Here is a 17,320-nt window from a genome sequence, read left to right on the forward strand (position 1 = left end):
TGAAAAAATCAATATTTATTCCAATAGGCAAGTGCTGTTTTTTTGTCTTTTTCAAGTTGTTCTTTTAGTACGTCAACTGATTCGAATTTTTGTTCGGAACGAATTCTTTGAAGTATCGAGACACTAATATCTTGATTGTATAAATCAGCATCGAAATCAAAGTAATGAATTTCTATCGACTGATTTTGTCCATCAACAGTAGGATTGAACCCAATGTTCATCATCCCGAAAACCGTTTTTTGATTGATACTACTTTGTACAATGTACACTCCATTTTGTGGAATCAGTTTGTAGTTTTCTTCAATTTTTAAGTTAGCCGTTGGAAAACCGATAGTCCTTCCCAGCTGTTTTCCTTGAATGATTTTCCCAGTGAGTGAATAATCATAGCCTAAATATTCATTAGCCAGCGCCATATCACCTTCTAATAAGGCCTTTCTGATTTTAGTGGAACTCACGGAAATGGCATTGATTTCCTGAACGGATATTTGTTCTACTTCAAAATTATACTCTTTTCCAAAGGCGATAAGATCATCAATATCAGCTGTTCGGTTTCGTCCAAATCGATGGTCGTGTCCTATTATTATCTTGTGGATGTGAAAACGATCTACGAGAATAGTACTTACAAATTCTTCGGCAGTCAATCTTGAAAAAGTTTCGTCAAAAGGATGGATGACAAGGTTTTCGATACCAATTTTTTCCAACAAATCAATTTTCTCAGTGATAGTGTTGAGTAATTTTAGATCAGAATGTTCCTGTAAAACCATTCGGGGATGCGGAAAAAAAGTAAGTACCAGACTTTCGTAATTCTCGTTTTCCGTATTTTGGGTCAGTTTATTCAGGATTTTTTTGTGCCCAATATGGACACCATCAAAGGTACCCAACGTTAGAATTGTTTTTTTTGGGGAAACGAAATCGTTTATAGAATGAAAAATCTTCAAAGCAAGTGTTTTATAATGGTGCAAATTTAAGGTATACAATTGATATAATTAAAAAAGGATTGAAAAGTTCAATGCTTTTTTAATGTATTATAGACTTTAATTTATTTTTTAATAAACGGAATAGTAGTCGTTTCAGATTGATTTTTCGATAATTTTAAAAAATAAATACCTTGCGATAAATGGGAGACGTTTATCTGAAGATCCTCCGCTGATTCTATTTTTTTTGATTTTAGGATCTGACCTAAAGTATTGATAATAGTGTAAACCTCCGGAGTATTGAGTTTGTTCTCACTAACTACGTTCAGTATGTTAGAGGTGGGATTTGGGTAGAGGTAAACCGAATTTAATTTTTCTATATCGACGGTAGATAATGATCCAATTCTAAAACTTTTAGATTGGGTTCCCCCAAAGGCTCCTCCGGTAGCAATAATTTCATTCGTAGGGGTTGATACAGTGTAAGAGCCATTTCCGAAATCACAACAGATGCCGTCATCTTGAGTATCAAATATAGTAAAAGTGTAACAATCATTGCCTGCGAGATCGAAGGTTGCCTTGATTGGATCAGGAAGCGGCCCGGTTTCTGGAAGATCTGCATAAGGGCCTCCTTTGTATAACACGGTTCCGGCTGAATTTGTAAGATTCCAGGTGGTTTCTGAACCAAAATAGTCTTGCTGTAAGGAGAAAACTACTGTATTGCTGGCGTAATTTTTTGTAATGTCAAAATTTATAGTATCGCTGTTGTTGGCGCTGTTTTGATCCGTTTTCCTATTGGTACTAGTTATTGTACTGCTGAAATCATGATTGCCTCCAGTAGTAGTCAAACTATTTAAAGTAATATTTTGGGATTCGTTATTTGCCAGGCTTCCAGTCCAATTATAGGTTTGCAGGTTGTTATTATCAATTCCATAACGGATTGAGGCTTGAGTCAATGTTGCGCTGCCTTTATTCACGATTCTAATAACAGGAATAAAGCTAGTGCCGCAAGGAGGAATGTTTAAGTTTATAACCATTGTTGAAGCATCATTGGCAAAGATGTCACCCGAGGTAAGTGCATCCGAAGTTTTCAAAGAAGCCCGCCTTACGGAATTGTTCATTACAGTAATCATTCGTGCTTTTTGATGTGCTGTAAAGATGTTCATACACGCATCATCCGTATAGTCCATGTAGTTTTCAACCATATCTAAGCCTGGGGATGCGGGACAGGAATCAGTATTTGATGGGCAGCCCGTGTTTTCTTGTCCTGCATTAGGCGTATCTTCACAAAAATCGTCTACATCACAGCCTCCGTCTCCCCAGATGTGACGCAGCCCAAGCCAGTGTCCTACCTCATGGGAGGTTGTTCTCCCTTTGTCATAAGGAGTAGTGTAGTTTCCTCCGGTAAAATAACTGGATGAACCAAAAACAGAATAACCAATCACGACACCGTCAGTGTTAGCGAAGCCTTCATCTTGATTTATTCCCGGAAGTCCGGAAGCACTAGGAAATTGTGCGTATCCCAAAAGATCGGTTCTGGTAAATTTGACTACCCAAATATTAAGGTATTTTTCAGGATTCCATTGTGTTTGGGGTTTTAGAGAGCCATCAATATCGACAGTAGACCAGCTTTCTCGCCCTAAGTTTACATGGTTTATCCCGTTTGATAAAATGCCCGATGGATCTCGTTTAGCCAGTGCGAATTCTATTTCTACATCAGCTCCTACAGGATTGCTGTTGAATCCTGGAGTGTTAGCTTTTTTTCTGAAATCTTCGTTGAGTACTTGAATTTGAGAAATTACTTGTTCATCAAAAATATTTTCATCACTGCCTAAAAGGTCGCCATTATGAATCACGTGAACGACAACCGGTATGGTAATGACTGCATTTGTTTTGAATCCTTGTGCAGCATTCTTTTTTTTATTTTTTTCGAGTTCAATCTTTGGTGCTATCCATTGTTCAAATTCAGCAGTAGATATTCTGTTTGGATTTTTGGATTTTAGGTATTCTTCATATTCTGTCGTGGCACATCGAATTACAGAACCTTCCGGAATGATTTTATTTTTGCCAAAAAGAAGCGCTTTTGAAGGGGTGTTATTTACTTGTGCAAACGTAGGATTGATTGAAAAAAAAAAGCACAGTGTAATAAAAAAAATAATTTTTTTCATATTATGGATGTGTTTAGAAAAGGGTAATTCAATGTGTTGATTTTTAGTGTGTATTAAAAACATGCATTAAAATTAATTATTATTTTTATCTAATACAAATTAAAAAAAACAGAGGCGTACAAAGGAAGCATATTCCTTTTTTTATTTCCCGTTAAATGTGGTCATGGTAATTTCCAGTCCGGAAGTTCCAAAGGATTTTATGATTTCGGAGGCTAATTCCAGTCGTTCCGTAAGCGCTGTTTTTTCAGTATCATCCCAGTCGCCAAGGACATAATCAACTTGTTTTCCTTTTTTGAATTCGTCACTGATCCCAAAACGGAATCGGGCGTAATTTTGCGTATTCAATACCAGATTGATGTTTTTGAGTCCGTTGTGTCCGCCATCGCTTCCTTTTTGTCGGATGCGAATGGCTCCAAAAGATAGATTCAAATCATCGGTGATCACCAGAATATTTTCAAGTGGAATATTCTCTTTTCCCATCCAGTATTGCACGGCTTTTCCGCTCAAATTCATATATGTGTTGGGTTTGAGCAGCAAAAAAGTTCTTCCTTTGAATTTGTATTGGGCAAGTGTACCCAGTTTTACGGTTTCGAAAGTAACGCTTTCTTTCCGGGCGAGGAAATCCACGATTTTAAAACCAATGTTGTGGCGAGTGTTTACATACTCGGCGCCAATGTTGCCGAGTCCTATTATTAAAAATTTATTACTCACGTTTTCTATATTATTTTTTTGGTGTTCGAGAGCCTCTGATTTCCTACAATCTGTATTATTCTCAGTTTTTGTATGTGAGAATAAATTTGAAATCCATTTTATCATACTGCAAAAATAGACTTAATTAGAATAGTGTACTATTAGATTTTTAGAAAATCGGTATTGGGAACAAAATAGTTCTGGATAGCCCTGATGGGAGTGGCATCCCGCGCTTTTTGGCGTGGATACAACGGACAGCAGGAGGAGCGTTATTGTGAAAATGGGTAGTGGTGCTCCTCATAATTTAAAATAGGATAATGAGGTTTCTCGTTGCTCTAAATGAAAAAATAAAAAGCAAAAAAAAGCACCAGTTGTAGAACTGATGCTTTCTTGAATGATTGAAAAAATATTATTTTTTCTTTCCTTTTACGGGAGCTTTTGCTGCTTTTGCTGCCTCTTGAGCTGCTTTCATAGCGGCACGAGAGATTTTCACTTGACAAATTACAGTGTTGTCCGGGTGCATGATTTTGTAGTCCGGAGAAGCTACTTTAGTAACGTACAATTTGTTACCCATGTCTAAGGCAGTAATGTCAGCTTCAATAAAATCAGGAAGATTTTTTGGTAAAGCTTTTACTTTTAGTTTACGAGTGTTCAAACGTAAATCTCCACCGGCCATAACTCCTTTAGAGTTACCAATGATTTTTACAGGAACTTCCATAGTGATTTCTTTGTCATCAAATAATTGAAAGAAATCAATGTGTAAGATCTTGTCAGACACCGGGTGAACCTGAATGTCTTGTAAAATAGCGTTAAATGATTTTCCTTCACCTAGATTGATCTCAACTGTGTGAGCGTTTGGGGTGTAAACCAAGTTTTTGAAAGCCATAACTTCTGCTGAGAAATGAACTGCCTGATTTCCTCCGTATAATACGCAAGGAACCAATCCAGCATTACGTAGGGCTTTAGTCGCAACTTTACCCACGCTTTCTCTTTCTGATCCTTTAATTGTAATCGATTTCATTGTAAAAAAATATAGTTATTAAATAATATTACTTGTTTGGCTTTTAGCTTTTGGCTATCAGCAAGACTTTATAACTTTAAGACATTGGACTTTACGACTAATGTATTACATTATAAATTTTCCACTTATGGAATTGTTGTGGTGCACCATGTGCATAACTTCAGCAAAAAGAGGCGCACAACTCAACACTCTTATTTTTTTTGATTCTTTCTTTAACGGAATAGAATCGGTGACGATTAATTCTAATAATTTAGAATTCTCTATTTTTTCGTAAGCATCCCCGGATAAAATCGCGTGTGTACAAATTGCTCGTACGCTCAGTGCTCCTTTTTCGATCATTAAATCTGCGGCTTTCGCCAAAGTGCCTCCGGTATCAATCATGTCATCTACTAAGATTACATTTTTACCTTTAACTTCACCAATCAATTCCATGGTGTCAATAATATTGGCTTCTTTTCTTTGTTTGTAACAAATCACCACATCCGATTCTAAGAATTTAGAATACGCATAGGCTCTTTTTGAACCTCCCATGTCTGGAGAAGCGATAGTCAGATTGTCTAAACCTAAACTTTTTACGTAGGGCAAGAATATTGTCGATGCAAAAAGGTGATCTACCGGTTTTTCAAAGAATCCTTGAATTTGATCTGCGTGCAAATCCATGGTCATTACTCTTGTTGCGCCTGCAGCATCAAGTAAATTAGCCACTAATTTAGCTCCTATCGGAACTCTTGGCTTATCTTTTCTATCTTGTCTTGCCCAACCAAAGTAAGGAATTACTGCCGTTATGTGTCGTGCCGAAGCCCGTTTTGCAGCATCAATCATCAGTAACATTTCCATCAAATTATCTGCCGTTGGAAAAGTAGAACAAACGATAAAAACCCGTAATCCTCTGATAGACTCTTCATAAGAAGGCTGAAATTCACCGTCGCTGTATTTTGACATGGTGATTTTACCTAAAGGGATTCCGTATTGCTCTGCTATTTTTTCAGCCAGATAGACACTTTGTGAACACGCAAAAATTTTAGCTTCTGGTTCTAGGTGTGACATTTAATTTGTTGTTTTTATTCCGCTGCGCTCCATACTGTTGGCTTTGTCATTTGTATAAAGCCGTATGTTTGTATTTGCCTCGGGTGTAGTTAGTTGTGTGTTGTGTTTTTAACGAGGTGCAAATTTATAAAATTTATTCAACTCTGAAAGGAAAAAATTAAGTATTTTTAGTTGAACATTTAATATTATTTTTTACATTTGCACCGTGTTAAAGGAATTGATGGTTGATTTAAACACAACCACCTCTTTTATTGCGTTGAAATAACTGTTGTTATTTCATGTCTAGCTAAGCCCGGATGGCGGAATTGGTAGACGCGCTGGTCTCAAACACCTGTGGGAAACCGTGCCGGTTCGACTCCGGCTCCGGGTACATTAAAAGTCCGTAATAGCGTTGTAAATCAACACTTTACGGGCTTTTTTTATTGTGGTTGCCAAACCATTGCCAAACATTTTCAAATACACTTAAATTTTCAATACATTTGTAACGGTTTACGATGCCAATTTTAAACCAACGTTTGAACAACGTAAAACGGTAGCTTGAACAACTACCGTTTTTTTATGTTCATATTTTTGTTTTGCCTCGCGCGTGCGCGTATTGGTTCGTTTTTGTTAATTATTTTACCTGTATGTGCGTATCAGATAGTAATGAACTTTTATTTTTGCAGTATATCGAACTATAAAAAATGCTTCACACATAAACAGATAGTGCAAAACTATTATTTTCTAAGAGCTACGCGCGCGTATTGCTTTACTTTTGGATAGGAATGAACTTGAAAAAAATTGATTAATCAAATAGTTAAACACGTGAACAGATAGGCACGAACTATAAAAAAACCGCTCATCTCTGAACGGTTATATTTTTACATCATAAGTAAACTTTCAATTATGCCCGACGGATAACTCTCGGATAATTTTATTTTATCTAAAATCTTTTGGTATCGTTTGGTTACTTTTCCATTATAGTGAGTTTTGAAATGTTTTTTAAATTGTTCGTCGTAAACCTCATCATTTAAATATACTTTGTCCAATATGGAAATTAAGCGACGGTTTTTTTTTGATTCATTTTGTTTTTGGTAATTCAAATAAATGAAGGCTTCCCGGTGCAAAAAGTACTTTGAGTTAAGATATAGTTTTCTGCAGTACTTTCCAGTGCTTGGACAAACGAAATACAAAATTTCGCCTTTACCTAAATTTGAGGGTATCGATATAAAACGAACGTCATAAGTAATAACCTCCCCATTTTGTTTATAGTCAAGGGTTACGAATTTATTATATTCAGATATATTTGATTTTATCCCAATTCTCGAATGAACTTCGCCCGATATGCTCCACGATATTACGCCCTCTTTTATGCCATTGTTCAAATAACCCCACTCTTTCAGTTTGGTTACAGTTAATGTACTACAATTTTCGATACTCATTTTGCTTTGATTTTTAACCTAAATTATTAGGGAACATTTTTATATCCCCCAATCGGTTGTTTCGCCCAAACTATAATTTACATTATCAACTTTAGGTAATACATAGGGGATTAATTTAACGAGTATTTCTAAACGTTCCTTTGGAGGTAATCCCTCGAAAAGTGTTTCGATGTTTAGTAACTCTTTATTGATAACCGATTTTAGTACGGTTCTTATTTCTTTGGTTGTTTTTTGCTCTAATTCCATTTTTTAGTTTTTTTTAGTTTTATGTGTAACGGTTACGGTTGTGTTACACTTGTTGTTACGGATAACTATTTGATTATCAAATTCGTTACGGTTGTTACACTTAAATCTCACTTATAATATGATATGAAATATTAAACATTCTCTACTACTAACTTTTTTAAAACTGTTAGTACATTGTTTTAAAGTGTAACAAGTGTAACATCGTATTAATGGTGCGGGTTTGAAGTGTAACAACAAGTGTAACGCATCTGTAACAAGTGTAACGGTTTAATACTTTTTAATCCAGTTTCGTGTCCTTTGTGAATATTCAAACCAAAATCCTCGTTTTTCTGTGTTGAATTTACCCGCCCACGCATCTATAAACCGTTTGGCGTTCTTGGTTGTAAATATTTTTTCAAATCGCAAAGGGTTTAAAATATCATTGTACTCTTTCAAAAAGTCCGTAACTGAAAATTCTAAAGAAGTCTTGTCGATAACGAAATTATTAACGCATCGGTGAAATTCTGTATAAACTGCATCGTTATTGAAGTACGCCTTATAATTGTCGTCTGTCTTATTGTACTCGGTTTTTATAATTCCCTTTTGCAAAAACAGTTTTACGCATCGAAAAACAAAAGAGTAAAACCGATTCCATTCGTCGGCGTTCCAATCTTGAAAAAAGGAACACTTAAATTCGTCTTTCGGGGTGTGGCTTGTTGTATAATAGTTTGTAAACTTGTATTCAATAAACCGCCCATTTGTTGAGGCGTTTCGCTCATCATAAGGAACAACCCAATTTGAAGTAATAGCAAACTTTGGCGCATCTTTAAATTTGATTAATTCGGCTTTCAGTCCTTTTCTTTGACAAGATATATCCCCCAAAATATTGGTGTACAAATCATCATACTTAAAACCCGCCGGCACGTCGTCAATAATATAAACATTATGCTTTTTGTCAAGGTCTGCAAATACAAAAGTATAACCGCTGTCAAATTCTTTACCGCCTTTTATAATTGATTCCTGTACTTCTTGAACGGCTTTAGATATTAATGTTTTGCCCCGTCGTCCGTTTCGGGTTTCGTCGTCCGCATCCATATCAGTAAGGACAATACACGGGTTTTTTGTCATATCTTTATAGTTGTGACACAAATAACCAAACATCGTCTTAAAGCTCTCAAAAATGTTTTTTGTGTCCTGTGTGTTGGGTTCTTTTCGCCCGGTACACGCTCTAATTAAAAAATGCTCAAACATTCCAACCTCATCAGTATATTTAAACTCTCGGCTTTGTATTTCGTGAGGTGCAAAAAATCCTTTTACATCGGTGTACTCTTTTTGTTTTAATGTTCCTTTGTCATTCATATCGAAATAGTAGAAACCGTTTTTAAAAGGCAGTCCGAAAGTGTTTTTAGTGTCCGAATAATATTTTAATTCAATCGAGGGAATTAATAAAAAACCCTGTTTAACGGTGCTAAAATTTTCCCTCGCTATTGTGTCCGCTACTGCATCAAACGAACCCGAAAACTCGTTTATATTGTCCTTTAAAAATGAAACCGTATCGGTATTATGATTGAAAAAATCAACCACGTTATTAGTATCTCTCAATAAAAATATTTTGTCGTCGGGTGTCGAAATTCTTATAAACTTTTCTTGTATAAAAAAGTCGGCGTACATCGTTGGCGAAGTATACACTTTATCGCTTTCGTCAATGGTGTAAAAGTTTACTATTTCATTTTCGATAGGTGGTTTTATACATTCCTTAATTTTAAACTCCACTATTCCGAATGTTGTTTTCTTAATTTCCGTGTCCTTTTCTATAAAAATACCGTCGTGTAATCGCACGTAATTAACAAAACCATTATCCTCAACACAGTCATTAATATATCCTTTTTCATAACTCGAATAAAACTCAAATGCACCACCTTTAGTGTTGAACATTTCAGGCGTTAAGACTTTCCTTGCGTCCTCATCGCCGTAAACCTTAGACAGTTCTTTTATTGTCTTTTCATAATCTGCACTCTCATTAGTTACATTAGAATTAAGCAAATAAGCAAAGGTTTTTTTGTCTAATACTTCATAGATACTATGCCTGTGGTTAGTGCCTAATATCTCATCTATGATAGTGGGGAACTCTCTATAAATATCTAATTCCATCACGTCAAAAGGCAATTCCCCACGCAATACGGACGGCAAATTTGTTAAGGGGTTGTATTCCCTATGTCCAACGGTTTGAACCCCAAACGCCTCATCTAAATCGCTTGTATATTCCCCGCTAAACTTCAAAACCATAAACAAAACATATCTTTTGTATGCTTTGACACTAAACGGGTTGAATGTTTCGCCTTTTGCTTTTGCCTCATCAACCTTTTTATAATATTCGTTTAGCTTGTTGCCATTGTTTTTAAAGTATTTTGCATCGAGTTTTTTCCCTGTGGTTATGTAACAAGAAACAAATTTTACATAATCGTTATTTTGTAACGGCTCACTTCTTAAAAAAGAAACAACGGACAAAAAGACTTTATCCCGGTTGTTGTGATAGTCTGTTTTTTGACACGCATCATAAAAAGTAAATGTTTGTTTACGGCTTTTGCTTTCGGTTTGGACTCTCTTTGTAAATTCGGCTTTCCAGTCGCTCATTACATCGGTTTTGTTTTCTTTATTCATTGCCTAATTTTTTAAGATTAGACTTTGGGAATAAATCGGGGTTTGTGGTTAAATACCACGCTTTAAAACTTGTCAATTTGCAAAGTTTTCTCTCAACCTCGAAAAGTAGTCCACGTTGCTCTAAATCTCGTTTGTAACGGCAAATACATTTTTGGGGTATTCCGGTAGCTTTTGAAACCATCGAAGCGGTGGCGGTGTGATTTTGTAAAAAATCAAATATGGTTTTTTCTTGGTTCTTTGAGTTCGTATCTTTGCCGTCGGTAGTTGACAAAATATTTTCGGGGCTATGTGGGATTTTATCTTGCATAGCCTTATTGATTTAATGGGATTAAACACGCCTCTATGTCTGTTCTTAAAAAATAAACCCTTGAACCAATTCCCAAAGGTTTGAGTTTTCCCGACTTGCACCAATTATGAACGGTTGACAAATCCACATCAAACATTTTCGCCACTTGTTGACGTGTTAAATACTCGGCGGGTTGAATTGGTTTGAAATGTTTTAAAAATTCCTGTAATTGGATTTTTACCCCGTTTGAAATTTCGCTTTGTAGTTGCTCCGGGGTTGTTTGGATAAATTGAATAGTTTGCATATCTTTTTTGTTTTAAATGATATGCAAAGGATTAAATACGGTCGTACTGCGTTAAATACAAGATTGTACTTTTTACGGTACACTAACGGTACACTCTTTATTTTTTGATTTAAACCAACCTAAAGCGGTTGAATAATCCTTTATTCTTTGGGGTGTTTTTACGTTGTTATACGTTTTTAATTGTCCTGTTGTTTCGTTGTATTTTTCGTCAAACCATTTAAAAAACGTTGCAGGTCTTTGGTGTATGTATTGGGTTTTGCTGTTGTACATTTCCCAATAATAATAAATCAAATCGGATTTTCGCCCTTTTGTTTCTTTTGGTTTAACGTGTTCGTTTAGTAGATATTCAAACAGTTCAAAACCATTATTTGAAAACATTTTGCCGTATGGTTCTTTGATAACTATTATTTTATTTTCAACTGTTGGGGTGTCCGACAAATCGAGCGGTTTGGATTCTGTTTTTAATGTATTATTTAAAGCGTTATAATAAATTTTTGTAAGTAATACAAGTCTATTAGTGTGAAATATTTTACTTTCTTTATTCGTAATCCCGTTAAATTCATTCAGTATTGCTAAATTATCTAATCGAGGGTGTGCAATATATCTTTCGCCATAAGCGTATATTAACCATCTACTAAGGTTAATATTATTGTTATATTCTAATTCTATTGTTTTGCCTGTTAGTTCCTTGTAACGGCTTATAATATGGTCAATACCGTAATAAGTTTTATTTTGCCCCCAATGTATTGGAATTAAACCGCTATTACATAACTCAAATACTTTTTTACAATATTTTTCTATGTTTTCGCTTTCTGTATCGTTATAAAACTCAATCGTTTTATCATTGGCAAAAATACTTAAACTTGTTATTTGATTTCCGTCTTCAAAATTATCACATTGGTAATGAACAAAAAAAACGTCTTCTAATTGTGGTAACTTTTTAATCATAATTTTTGCCCCTGTTTGTTCTTTAGTAAAACTTTGAAAAGCATTCAAAATACTTTTAAAATAAACTTCAAGTTGTGTAATATTTTTATCTGAAATAAGAAGTATTTTTTCGGGGATGTCGGATTCCGTTTTAAAAATATGAAAAAAATTATCGTCGTATTTATCCCAAGTTTTAACTTTTCCACGTTTCAAAATATCAATATATTGGTTTAGTTCATAAATTAACAATGTCGTATTTTCTCGATTAAAAATTTCTAAATCAAAGATTGTATTCTCTTTTATAAATTCATTTTTAAGGGTGTTTAATTTTTCTTTTATGGTTTCGGTATCAAAATTACTGACTTTGATTATAGGCCAGTAATTATGTAAGATATAATCACGGTCGTACTCTGAAAGATTGTACTTTTCTGCAAGTGCAAAAGCGTTTTGGGTATTAGTTCCAAATAGATAATCGTACATAATTATTCCGTTCCTGTATTAAGTATTACTTTCATTTCGGGTGCTTTGTCTTTGTGTATGTCGTTGTAAAACTTCATAAACAAATTGGCGTTTTCGTCTGTGTCTTCCGGTGCATTTATGTAGGTTCTAAAAATCGCCTCTTTACTATGCCCGGATATACCCATTAATACGGGTGTTGGTATCTTTTTATAATAGTTGGTACAAAAGGAACGGCGAAAACTATGTGTCGTAATTAGTTTGTGTTTTTCGTATGCTTTGAACACTTTGCGCCCTGTGTCTTTGTCAAATATTTTGCCGTCGGTCATTGCGGTAATTTTGGCAGTTTCGCAAACCTTTTTAATATGTTCGTTTAGTTTTTGGGTTGTGATTTTATACGGAAAACTGTTTTCTAGTATGTCGATAACGTGCGGGGCTATTATTCCAATAGTAACGGGTTTCTTTGTTTTTTGCTGTATTAAGTCTAAATACATATTCCCGGCTGTGTATCTTATATTGTCCGGTGTTATGTCGAGTAAATCCCCGCCACGTTGTCCAATCTCGCACCCAATCAATAACCATTTACGGGCGTTTTGGTGCGCCTCACTTATGATGTCCGCTTTTCTAATGTCGTCCAATTCGGCAAAGGACAAAGTTTGAATGTATCGGTCGTCGTCGCTTTCTGAAACTATGGCTATTTGTTTCGCATACGCATTAACTTGTATGCCTTTTTTTTCGGCTTCGATACAAACGGTCTTAATGTTTGCAATATGCTTTGAGGCGGTGTTTACGGCGTACTTTTTAGTTTTGAGTAACCAATGTTCAAACTTATCTATTAACACCTGATTAACGTCTATAAAGTGAATTTGCTTTTTGGTTTTGGTTTGGTATTCTTTTAAAATGTTTTTTGTGGCTATGTAACTATTTTTTCTACTTAATGAAAGTCCGTGTTTGTAACCGCCTTTTACTTTTACTTTTCGGGTGTCGGCTGTGTCGATTATGCTTTGAATGTAGTTTGTAATTATTCCCTCGTCGGTTATTTGTATCCGTTCAAAACATTCATTAATTTTTGAGTTCAACCAAAAAGTATCAATTACAACACTTTCGCCCATATCAGTATTGATACTCTTAAAAAGGAATGACTCCAATTTTTTGAGGTTGTTAAAAATTACTTTGTTTTCGGCTGTGTTTTGTTTTGGTCGGTCTGTGCTTTCGCTCCAGTCTTTCGGGTTAATAGAAAAACCCGTGTTTAATTCAATAAATTTTCCACGTCCGAGAGAGGTGTAAACTTTTATTGAAACATTTTTGTTTGCTTCACTTCGCAATCTGAAATTAATTGATGCCATATTTTTTAGTTGAACGGTTGAACAAAACAAAGATATTCAATTTGTAGGACGTTTCCAAAAGTTGCCAAACATTTGCCAAACATTTTCACTATCTTATTGCATTTTATTCAATTTCATTCAATTATTTTATCTTTGTGTAAATGGTTGTTAAGTATTGAATTTGTTGAGGTTGAAGGTTATTTTTATGCTGTTTTCGGGAGGTTTTAAAAAACGCCAAATTGATAGGTTTCTATTCCGGCTCCGGGTACAAAAACCGCTTCGAAAGAAGCGGTTTTTTTGGTTTTATGTCACAACGAATTCCTGTGTAGTTTTGCTTTGTTTGCTATTGATTGCGGGTGCGGAATTCAATCCCGCACGATCAAAGAGAGATGTATCCGCGCTATCGGGTAAATAATATATTTATTATTAGTCTAAAGTCTTAATTATTCAGCGAATGAAAAATAAAATAATTAATAACTACAGAAGTGCTAAATAATAATTCATTGCGCATTTTAAATATACATACTATGATTACTGAAAGAACAAAATATTATTTACTTTTCACAATTATTACCGTTTGTTGTTTTGATTTTAGCTGAAATTATATTTGAATAGTAACCTTTGATTTAATCTTTCAACAAAAAAAGAGCAACTGTTATAGCTGCTCTTCCTGTTTAAACTAATTATGTTGTACCAATTATCGTTTGATGAAAATTTACAGACGATTGAATTGACATCGTTGATGTTTTTATTAATTCAGTACGATTACTGTTTCAATAACCTTACTACCTTCATTTATATTTACTTTGTTGATTTTTCCATTTTCCATATATTTGATAAAGGCTGTTTTATCAGTGTTTTCAAGTGTTACCTTTACATATTTAGTGTCAACTCTTTTTAACGAACCTGTAAGTGCATCCACACCCCAGCCAATTATGCTAAAGCCATTCAAGATTGCAACTAAATTAAATTTTGAATCCATTACAACAACCTTCTCTTTGTAATTATCTAACTTAAAGTCAACCCTGTCGTCTGCCTTTACTTTAATTTGAACTGGCGTAGTTCCTTTTTCAAATCCGTTGATAAATACTTTTGCACCTGAAGGGTCTGTTTCAAATAATACGTTTCTTTTTGAGCCTGTAAAAATAGATGCACAACTTGTAAAAAGTAATGAAGCGATAACCAGTGATAAAATAAATTTAATTTTCATAATAATGTAACTTATAATTGGCTTACTTCAGTTTAAAGTCTTTTTTCGGCTTGTTCCGACTTTTTATATTCTCAGTTCTTATTTGAGTAGTAATTAAGCGACATTTATTTTTTTAATAAAATTATACCTGCAAAAATATGTTTAAAAAAAGAGAGCCACAATACCCACTTTTAGTGATTTTTCAAATATTAAATCTAGACATCAAATTCACCTGTAGAGGTTGGAGAATCCTGTTTTGTTTGTTGTTTAATCTTCATTTTAGTGAGAATGCTTCCATTCGCTTCGTGGTGATATGGTTGTTTTTATGGAAATAATAATCAAAGTGTTGTATGACAACTTCTTTGGTGCCCAATGCATTTAGGAAGTCTTTAGGAATTCTAATCCCGTGAGAATTACCTATTTTTATTATTTGCGCTTGGCGGACTTTTATCATCTAACAAATGTATTTACTTTTGTGGTTACTTTTTTGTTTTTTTAACATATTATCTCAAAGGATTTTATAGGGTTTAGCTCATCATAACGAATTCCTGACATTCAAAGCACTCTTATTCTCAATTTGTTCTTTTGTACCTTTTAAAATCATCTGTGCCAAAATTCTTCCCATAGCTTCAAAATTCGTTGAAATGGTTGTGATTCCGTTTTCAACTACTTTTTTCAAAGGCGTTTCATTGTAGGAAATAACGCCGAAATCACTACCTAGATTTAAGTTTTGAAGTTTTGATTTTTCAATTACACGCACTAAATCCCTGTCACTCGGGATGATGTACACTTCACCTTTATTAATTTCCCGATTCTTAAATTCAGTAATGATTTCATAATCGAAAGCAAAGTCTTTGCAAAAATTCTCAAAACCAATTCTCATTCCCAAAGGTTCACGAAATCCCGGGAAAATCATAATTAATTTTTCATATTTATCTAGTCTGGATTTCCCGTCCTGCAATCGGTCATATATGTCTTTTACAAAGTTTTGATACACTGCCGGGAAGTCTTTTAAATCAAGATTGGTTTGGTCTAAGATATACACATCATTAACTGGTAGGGTTTTTATGACTGATGCCGCCTCGACTAAATTGGTAGGCATGATAATGTATTTTGTATAGTTTCCATTACTGTCATTTATTAGTTTTTGGAAGACTCGAATGTTAAAATGATGAAAGAAAATATCAACCTGAACATCACTTCCTATGGTTTCCAAGAATGAATTGTAAATGTCTTCTTTAAATATATTTAACTCATCAAAAAGTAAAAATATCCTTTGTTTTATTCTTACTTCGGTGCTTTTTATATAGTATCCTTTCCCACGAATAGCATAAATAATACCTCTTTTTTTTAATTCGTCGTAGGCTAGAAGAACCGTATCTCGAGACAATGAAAACTCTAAGCACACTTTGTTTATTGAGGGGAGTTTGTCTCCTTTTATTAATTTTCCTTTTTCAATTCCCTTCTCAACGGTAATGATAATTTGTTTGTATTTAGGAACTCCAAGATTGTTTTGAATGGAAATTATTTTCATAAAAAATGGAATTTCTTGGCAATATACAAAAACTGGTAGGTACTGGTATGTAAGTAACAGTAATTATTTTACTTTTGGTTTTAATATTTCATAAATAAATAATGAAAATAAAACACATATCACATTTTAAAGCTGATTCTGTAATGAAATTATTTGGTTTTACATCAGATGGTGAAGAGGTTTCTCTTTATGAATTAACTAACAAAAATGGAATGCAACTTAAAATCACCAATTATGGTGCAACTATTACTTCGTTGAAAATGCCACTGAAAAACGGTGCATTGGTAGATGTGGTATTGGGTTTTGATACTTTAGATGCTTACATAAAATCATTTGATCTGGAAAGTGCGCCTTACTTTGGAGCAACCATTGGAAGATATGCTGGCAGAATTAATAATGGCTTTTTTAGTTTGAACGGTAAAGCTTTTCATTTAAATAAAAACAATAACAATAATTCGTTACATGGTGGAAATATTGGATATAGTCAAAAAAATTGGCGAGTAGAAAACGTGAAAGAAGGCAAAAACCCGGCTATTACTTTCGCATATTTCAGTCCTGATGGGGAAGAAAATTATCCAGGAGGCTTATCAGTAGTAATTACCTATATGGTATCGGAAGACAATGAATTAATTATAGAGTATAAAGCCATTTCGACCGAAGATACAGTTGTGAATTTAACCCATCACAGTTATTTTAATCTCGATGGTCACGATTCTGATATTTTAGAACAAGAGTTAATCGTTAACGCTCAAAAAATGGTAGAGACTACTGATCAAAATAGTCCAACTGGTAGATTTTTGGATTTAGATAATATACCTTTCGATTTTAATCAACCTAAAAAGTGTCCTTCAAAAATTGATGCCACTTTTGTATTAGAAAAGGAAAATGAATTTGCTGCTTCTCTTTTTAATAAAAACAATAATTTGAAAATGACCGTTTATACGAATCAGCCCGCGGTTCATATCTATGTTGGTGGGAACTGTTTTGATACAATAAAAGGAAAAGAAAATGCAAATTATCATGCTTTGAGCGGTATTTGTTTTGAGACGCAAAATTTTCCTGATGCACCAAATCACGAACATTTCCCGAATGCTATTCTAAAAAAAGGTGAAATATATTATCATAAAACAAGTTATAAATTCCAATCTTTTTAAA

At 34.2% G+C, this 17,320-nt stretch carries 16 protein-coding genes and 1 tRNA gene; 2 read left to right on the forward strand and 15 right to left on the reverse strand.

Translation table 11 applies throughout. The features are described 5' to 3' along the window. Nucleotides 1-8: 8 nt before the first annotated feature. The 5 genes from EKM05_RS01425 to EKM05_RS01445 all read right to left on the reverse strand — a co-directional run bounded on the left by EKM05_RS01425 (nucleotide 9) and on the right by EKM05_RS01445 (nucleotide 5,837). Nucleotides 9-938, reverse strand: coding sequence for a bifunctional riboflavin kinase/FAD synthetase (locus EKM05_RS01425; protein ID WP_126553049.1), 930 nt, complete (start codon nucleotides 936-938; stop codon nucleotides 9-11). A gap of 101 nt (nucleotides 939-1,039) precedes the next feature. Then, nucleotides 1,040-3,079 (reverse strand): T9SS type A sorting domain-containing protein, encoded by a 2,040-nt coding sequence (locus EKM05_RS01430; RefSeq protein ID WP_126553051.1) that lies wholly within the window; start codon nucleotides 3,077-3,079, stop codon nucleotides 1,040-1,042. Nucleotides 3,080-3,220: 141 nt separating this feature from the next. Beyond that, nucleotides 3,221-3,895 carry an aminoacyl-tRNA hydrolase gene (gene pth, locus EKM05_RS01435; protein ID WP_126553053.1) on the reverse strand — a complete coding sequence of 225 codons (675 nt, stop codon included), beginning with the start codon at nucleotides 3,893-3,895 and terminating at the stop codon, nucleotides 3,221-3,223. A gap of 283 nt (nucleotides 3,896-4,178) precedes the next feature. Continuing rightward, nucleotides 4,179-4,790, reverse strand: coding sequence for a 50S ribosomal protein L25/general stress protein Ctc (locus EKM05_RS01440; RefSeq protein WP_126452005.1), 612 nt, complete (start codon nucleotides 4,788-4,790; stop codon nucleotides 4,179-4,181). 105 nt (nucleotides 4,791-4,895) lie between these two features. Continuing rightward, the gene (locus tag EKM05_RS01445) at nucleotides 4,896-5,837 is read right to left on the reverse strand and encodes a ribose-phosphate pyrophosphokinase (protein ID WP_126458151.1); all 942 of its coding nucleotides are present in this window, start codon (nucleotides 5,835-5,837) and stop codon (nucleotides 4,896-4,898) included. A gap of 290 nt (nucleotides 5,838-6,127) precedes the next feature. Here EKM05_RS01445 and EKM05_RS01450 point away from each other — a divergent pair. Beyond that, a tRNA-Leu gene (locus tag EKM05_RS01450) sits at nucleotides 6,128-6,207 on the forward strand. A gap of 490 nt (nucleotides 6,208-6,697) precedes the next feature. Here the strand turns inward: EKM05_RS01450 and EKM05_RS01455 are convergent. From EKM05_RS01455 to EKM05_RS01500, 10 genes are all read right to left on the reverse strand, one after another. Then, on the reverse strand, nucleotides 6,698-7,258 hold the full coding sequence (locus EKM05_RS01455) for a hypothetical protein (protein ID WP_126553055.1): 561 nt from the start codon (nucleotides 7,256-7,258) through the stop codon (nucleotides 6,698-6,700). A gap of 39 nt (nucleotides 7,259-7,297) precedes the next feature. Next, nucleotides 7,298-7,504, reverse strand: a complete 207-nt coding sequence (locus tag EKM05_RS01460; protein WP_126553057.1) for a hypothetical protein — start codon at nucleotides 7,502-7,504, stop codon at nucleotides 7,298-7,300. Nucleotides 7,505-7,771: 267 nt separating this feature from the next. Beyond that, nucleotides 7,772-10,144 (reverse strand): hypothetical protein, encoded by a 2,373-nt coding sequence (locus tag EKM05_RS01465; protein WP_126553059.1) that lies wholly within the window; start codon nucleotides 10,142-10,144, stop codon nucleotides 7,772-7,774. Continuing rightward, nucleotides 10,137-10,451, reverse strand: a complete 315-nt coding sequence (locus tag EKM05_RS01470; RefSeq protein ID WP_126553061.1) for a hypothetical protein — start codon at nucleotides 10,449-10,451, stop codon at nucleotides 10,137-10,139. Before EKM05_RS01470 ends, EKM05_RS01465 begins: the two co-directional genes overlap by 8 nt. Before the next feature lie 4 nt (nucleotides 10,452-10,455). Further along, entirely contained in the window at nucleotides 10,456-10,734 is a 279-nt protein-coding gene (locus EKM05_RS01475) for a helix-turn-helix domain-containing protein (protein ID WP_126553063.1), read from the reverse strand. A gap of 72 nt (nucleotides 10,735-10,806) precedes the next feature. After that, nucleotides 10,807-12,141, reverse strand: a complete 1,335-nt coding sequence (locus tag EKM05_RS01480) for a hypothetical protein (protein WP_126553065.1) — start codon at nucleotides 12,139-12,141, stop codon at nucleotides 10,807-10,809. Between the two features lie 2 nt (nucleotides 12,142-12,143). Further along, nucleotides 12,144-13,463, reverse strand: a complete 1,320-nt coding sequence (locus tag EKM05_RS01485) for a phage integrase SAM-like domain-containing protein (RefSeq protein WP_126553067.1) — start codon at nucleotides 13,461-13,463, stop codon at nucleotides 12,144-12,146. Nucleotides 13,464-14,193: 730 nt separating this feature from the next. After that, the gene (locus EKM05_RS01490; protein WP_126553069.1) at nucleotides 14,194-14,652 is read right to left on the reverse strand and encodes a PEGA domain-containing protein; all 459 of its coding nucleotides are present in this window, start codon (nucleotides 14,650-14,652) and stop codon (nucleotides 14,194-14,196) included. Between the two features lie 253 nt (nucleotides 14,653-14,905). Next, nucleotides 14,906-15,085 carry a hypothetical protein gene (locus EKM05_RS01495; RefSeq protein WP_126553071.1) on the reverse strand — a complete coding sequence of 60 codons (180 nt, stop codon included), beginning with the start codon at nucleotides 15,083-15,085 and terminating at the stop codon, nucleotides 14,906-14,908. A gap of 81 nt (nucleotides 15,086-15,166) precedes the next feature. Next, complete coding sequence (locus tag EKM05_RS01500; protein WP_126553073.1) at nucleotides 15,167-16,165, reverse strand: GntR family transcriptional regulator; 999 nt, start codon at nucleotides 16,163-16,165, stop codon at nucleotides 15,167-15,169. A 101-nt stretch (nucleotides 16,166-16,266) separates the two neighbouring features. Here EKM05_RS01500 and EKM05_RS01505 point away from each other — a divergent pair, with 101 nt between their 5' ends. Beyond that, nucleotides 16,267-17,319: an aldose epimerase family protein gene (locus tag EKM05_RS01505; protein ID WP_199745207.1), complete on the forward strand. Its 1,053-nt coding sequence runs from the start codon at nucleotides 16,267-16,269 to the stop codon at nucleotides 17,317-17,319. Nucleotide 17,320 lies beyond the last annotated feature (1 nt).

The sequence above is a fragment of the Flavobacterium sp. GSP27 genome (assembly GCF_003970395.1).
Classification (GTDB): Bacteria; Bacteroidota; Bacteroidia; order Flavobacteriales; family Flavobacteriaceae; genus Flavobacterium.

Coding starts and splice junctions, on each gene's coding strand:
- EKM05_RS01500 (WP_126553073.1), bottom strand. CDS start 16,165: ATGAAAATAATTTCCATTCAAAACAATCTTGGAGTTCCTAAATACAAA.
- EKM05_RS01480 (WP_126553065.1), bottom strand. CDS start 12,141: ATGTACGATTATCTATTTGGAACTAATACCCAAAACGCTTTTGCACTT.
- pth (WP_126553053.1), bottom strand. CDS start 3,895: ATGATAAAATGGATTTCAAATTTATTCTCACATACAAAAACTGAGAAT.
- EKM05_RS01440 (WP_126452005.1), bottom strand. CDS start 4,790: ATGAAATCGATTACAATTAAAGGATCAGAAAGAGAAAGCGTGGGTAAA.
- EKM05_RS01455 (WP_126553055.1), bottom strand. CDS start 7,258: ATGAGTATCGAAAATTGTAGTACATTAACTGTAACCAAACTGAAAGAG.
- EKM05_RS01490 (WP_126553069.1), bottom strand. CDS start 14,652: ATGAAAATTAAATTTATTTTATCACTGGTTATCGCTTCATTACTTTTT.
- EKM05_RS01475 (WP_126553063.1), bottom strand. CDS start 10,734: ATGCAAACTATTCAATTTATCCAAACAACCCCGGAGCAACTACAAAGC.
- EKM05_RS01445 (WP_126458151.1), bottom strand. CDS start 5,837: ATGTCACACCTAGAACCAGAAGCTAAAATTTTTGCGTGTTCACAAAGT.
- EKM05_RS01505 (WP_199745207.1), top strand. CDS start 16,267: ATGAAAATAAAACACATATCACATTTTAAAGCTGATTCTGTAATGAAA.
- EKM05_RS01430 (WP_126553051.1), bottom strand. CDS start 3,079: ATGAAAAAAATTATTTTTTTTATTACACTGTGCTTTTTTTTTTCAATC.
- EKM05_RS01470 (WP_126553061.1), bottom strand. CDS start 10,451: ATGCAAGATAAAATCCCACATAGCCCCGAAAATATTTTGTCAACTACC.
- EKM05_RS01495 (WP_126553071.1), bottom strand. CDS start 15,085: ATGATAAAAGTCCGCCAAGCGCAAATAATAAAAATAGGTAATTCTCAC.
- EKM05_RS01460 (WP_126553057.1), bottom strand. CDS start 7,504: ATGGAATTAGAGCAAAAAACAACCAAAGAAATAAGAACCGTACTAAAA.
- EKM05_RS01465 (WP_126553059.1), bottom strand. CDS start 10,144: ATGAATAAAGAAAACAAAACCGATGTAATGAGCGACTGGAAAGCCGAA.
- EKM05_RS01485 (WP_126553067.1), bottom strand. CDS start 13,463: ATGGCATCAATTAATTTCAGATTGCGAAGTGAAGCAAACAAAAATGTT.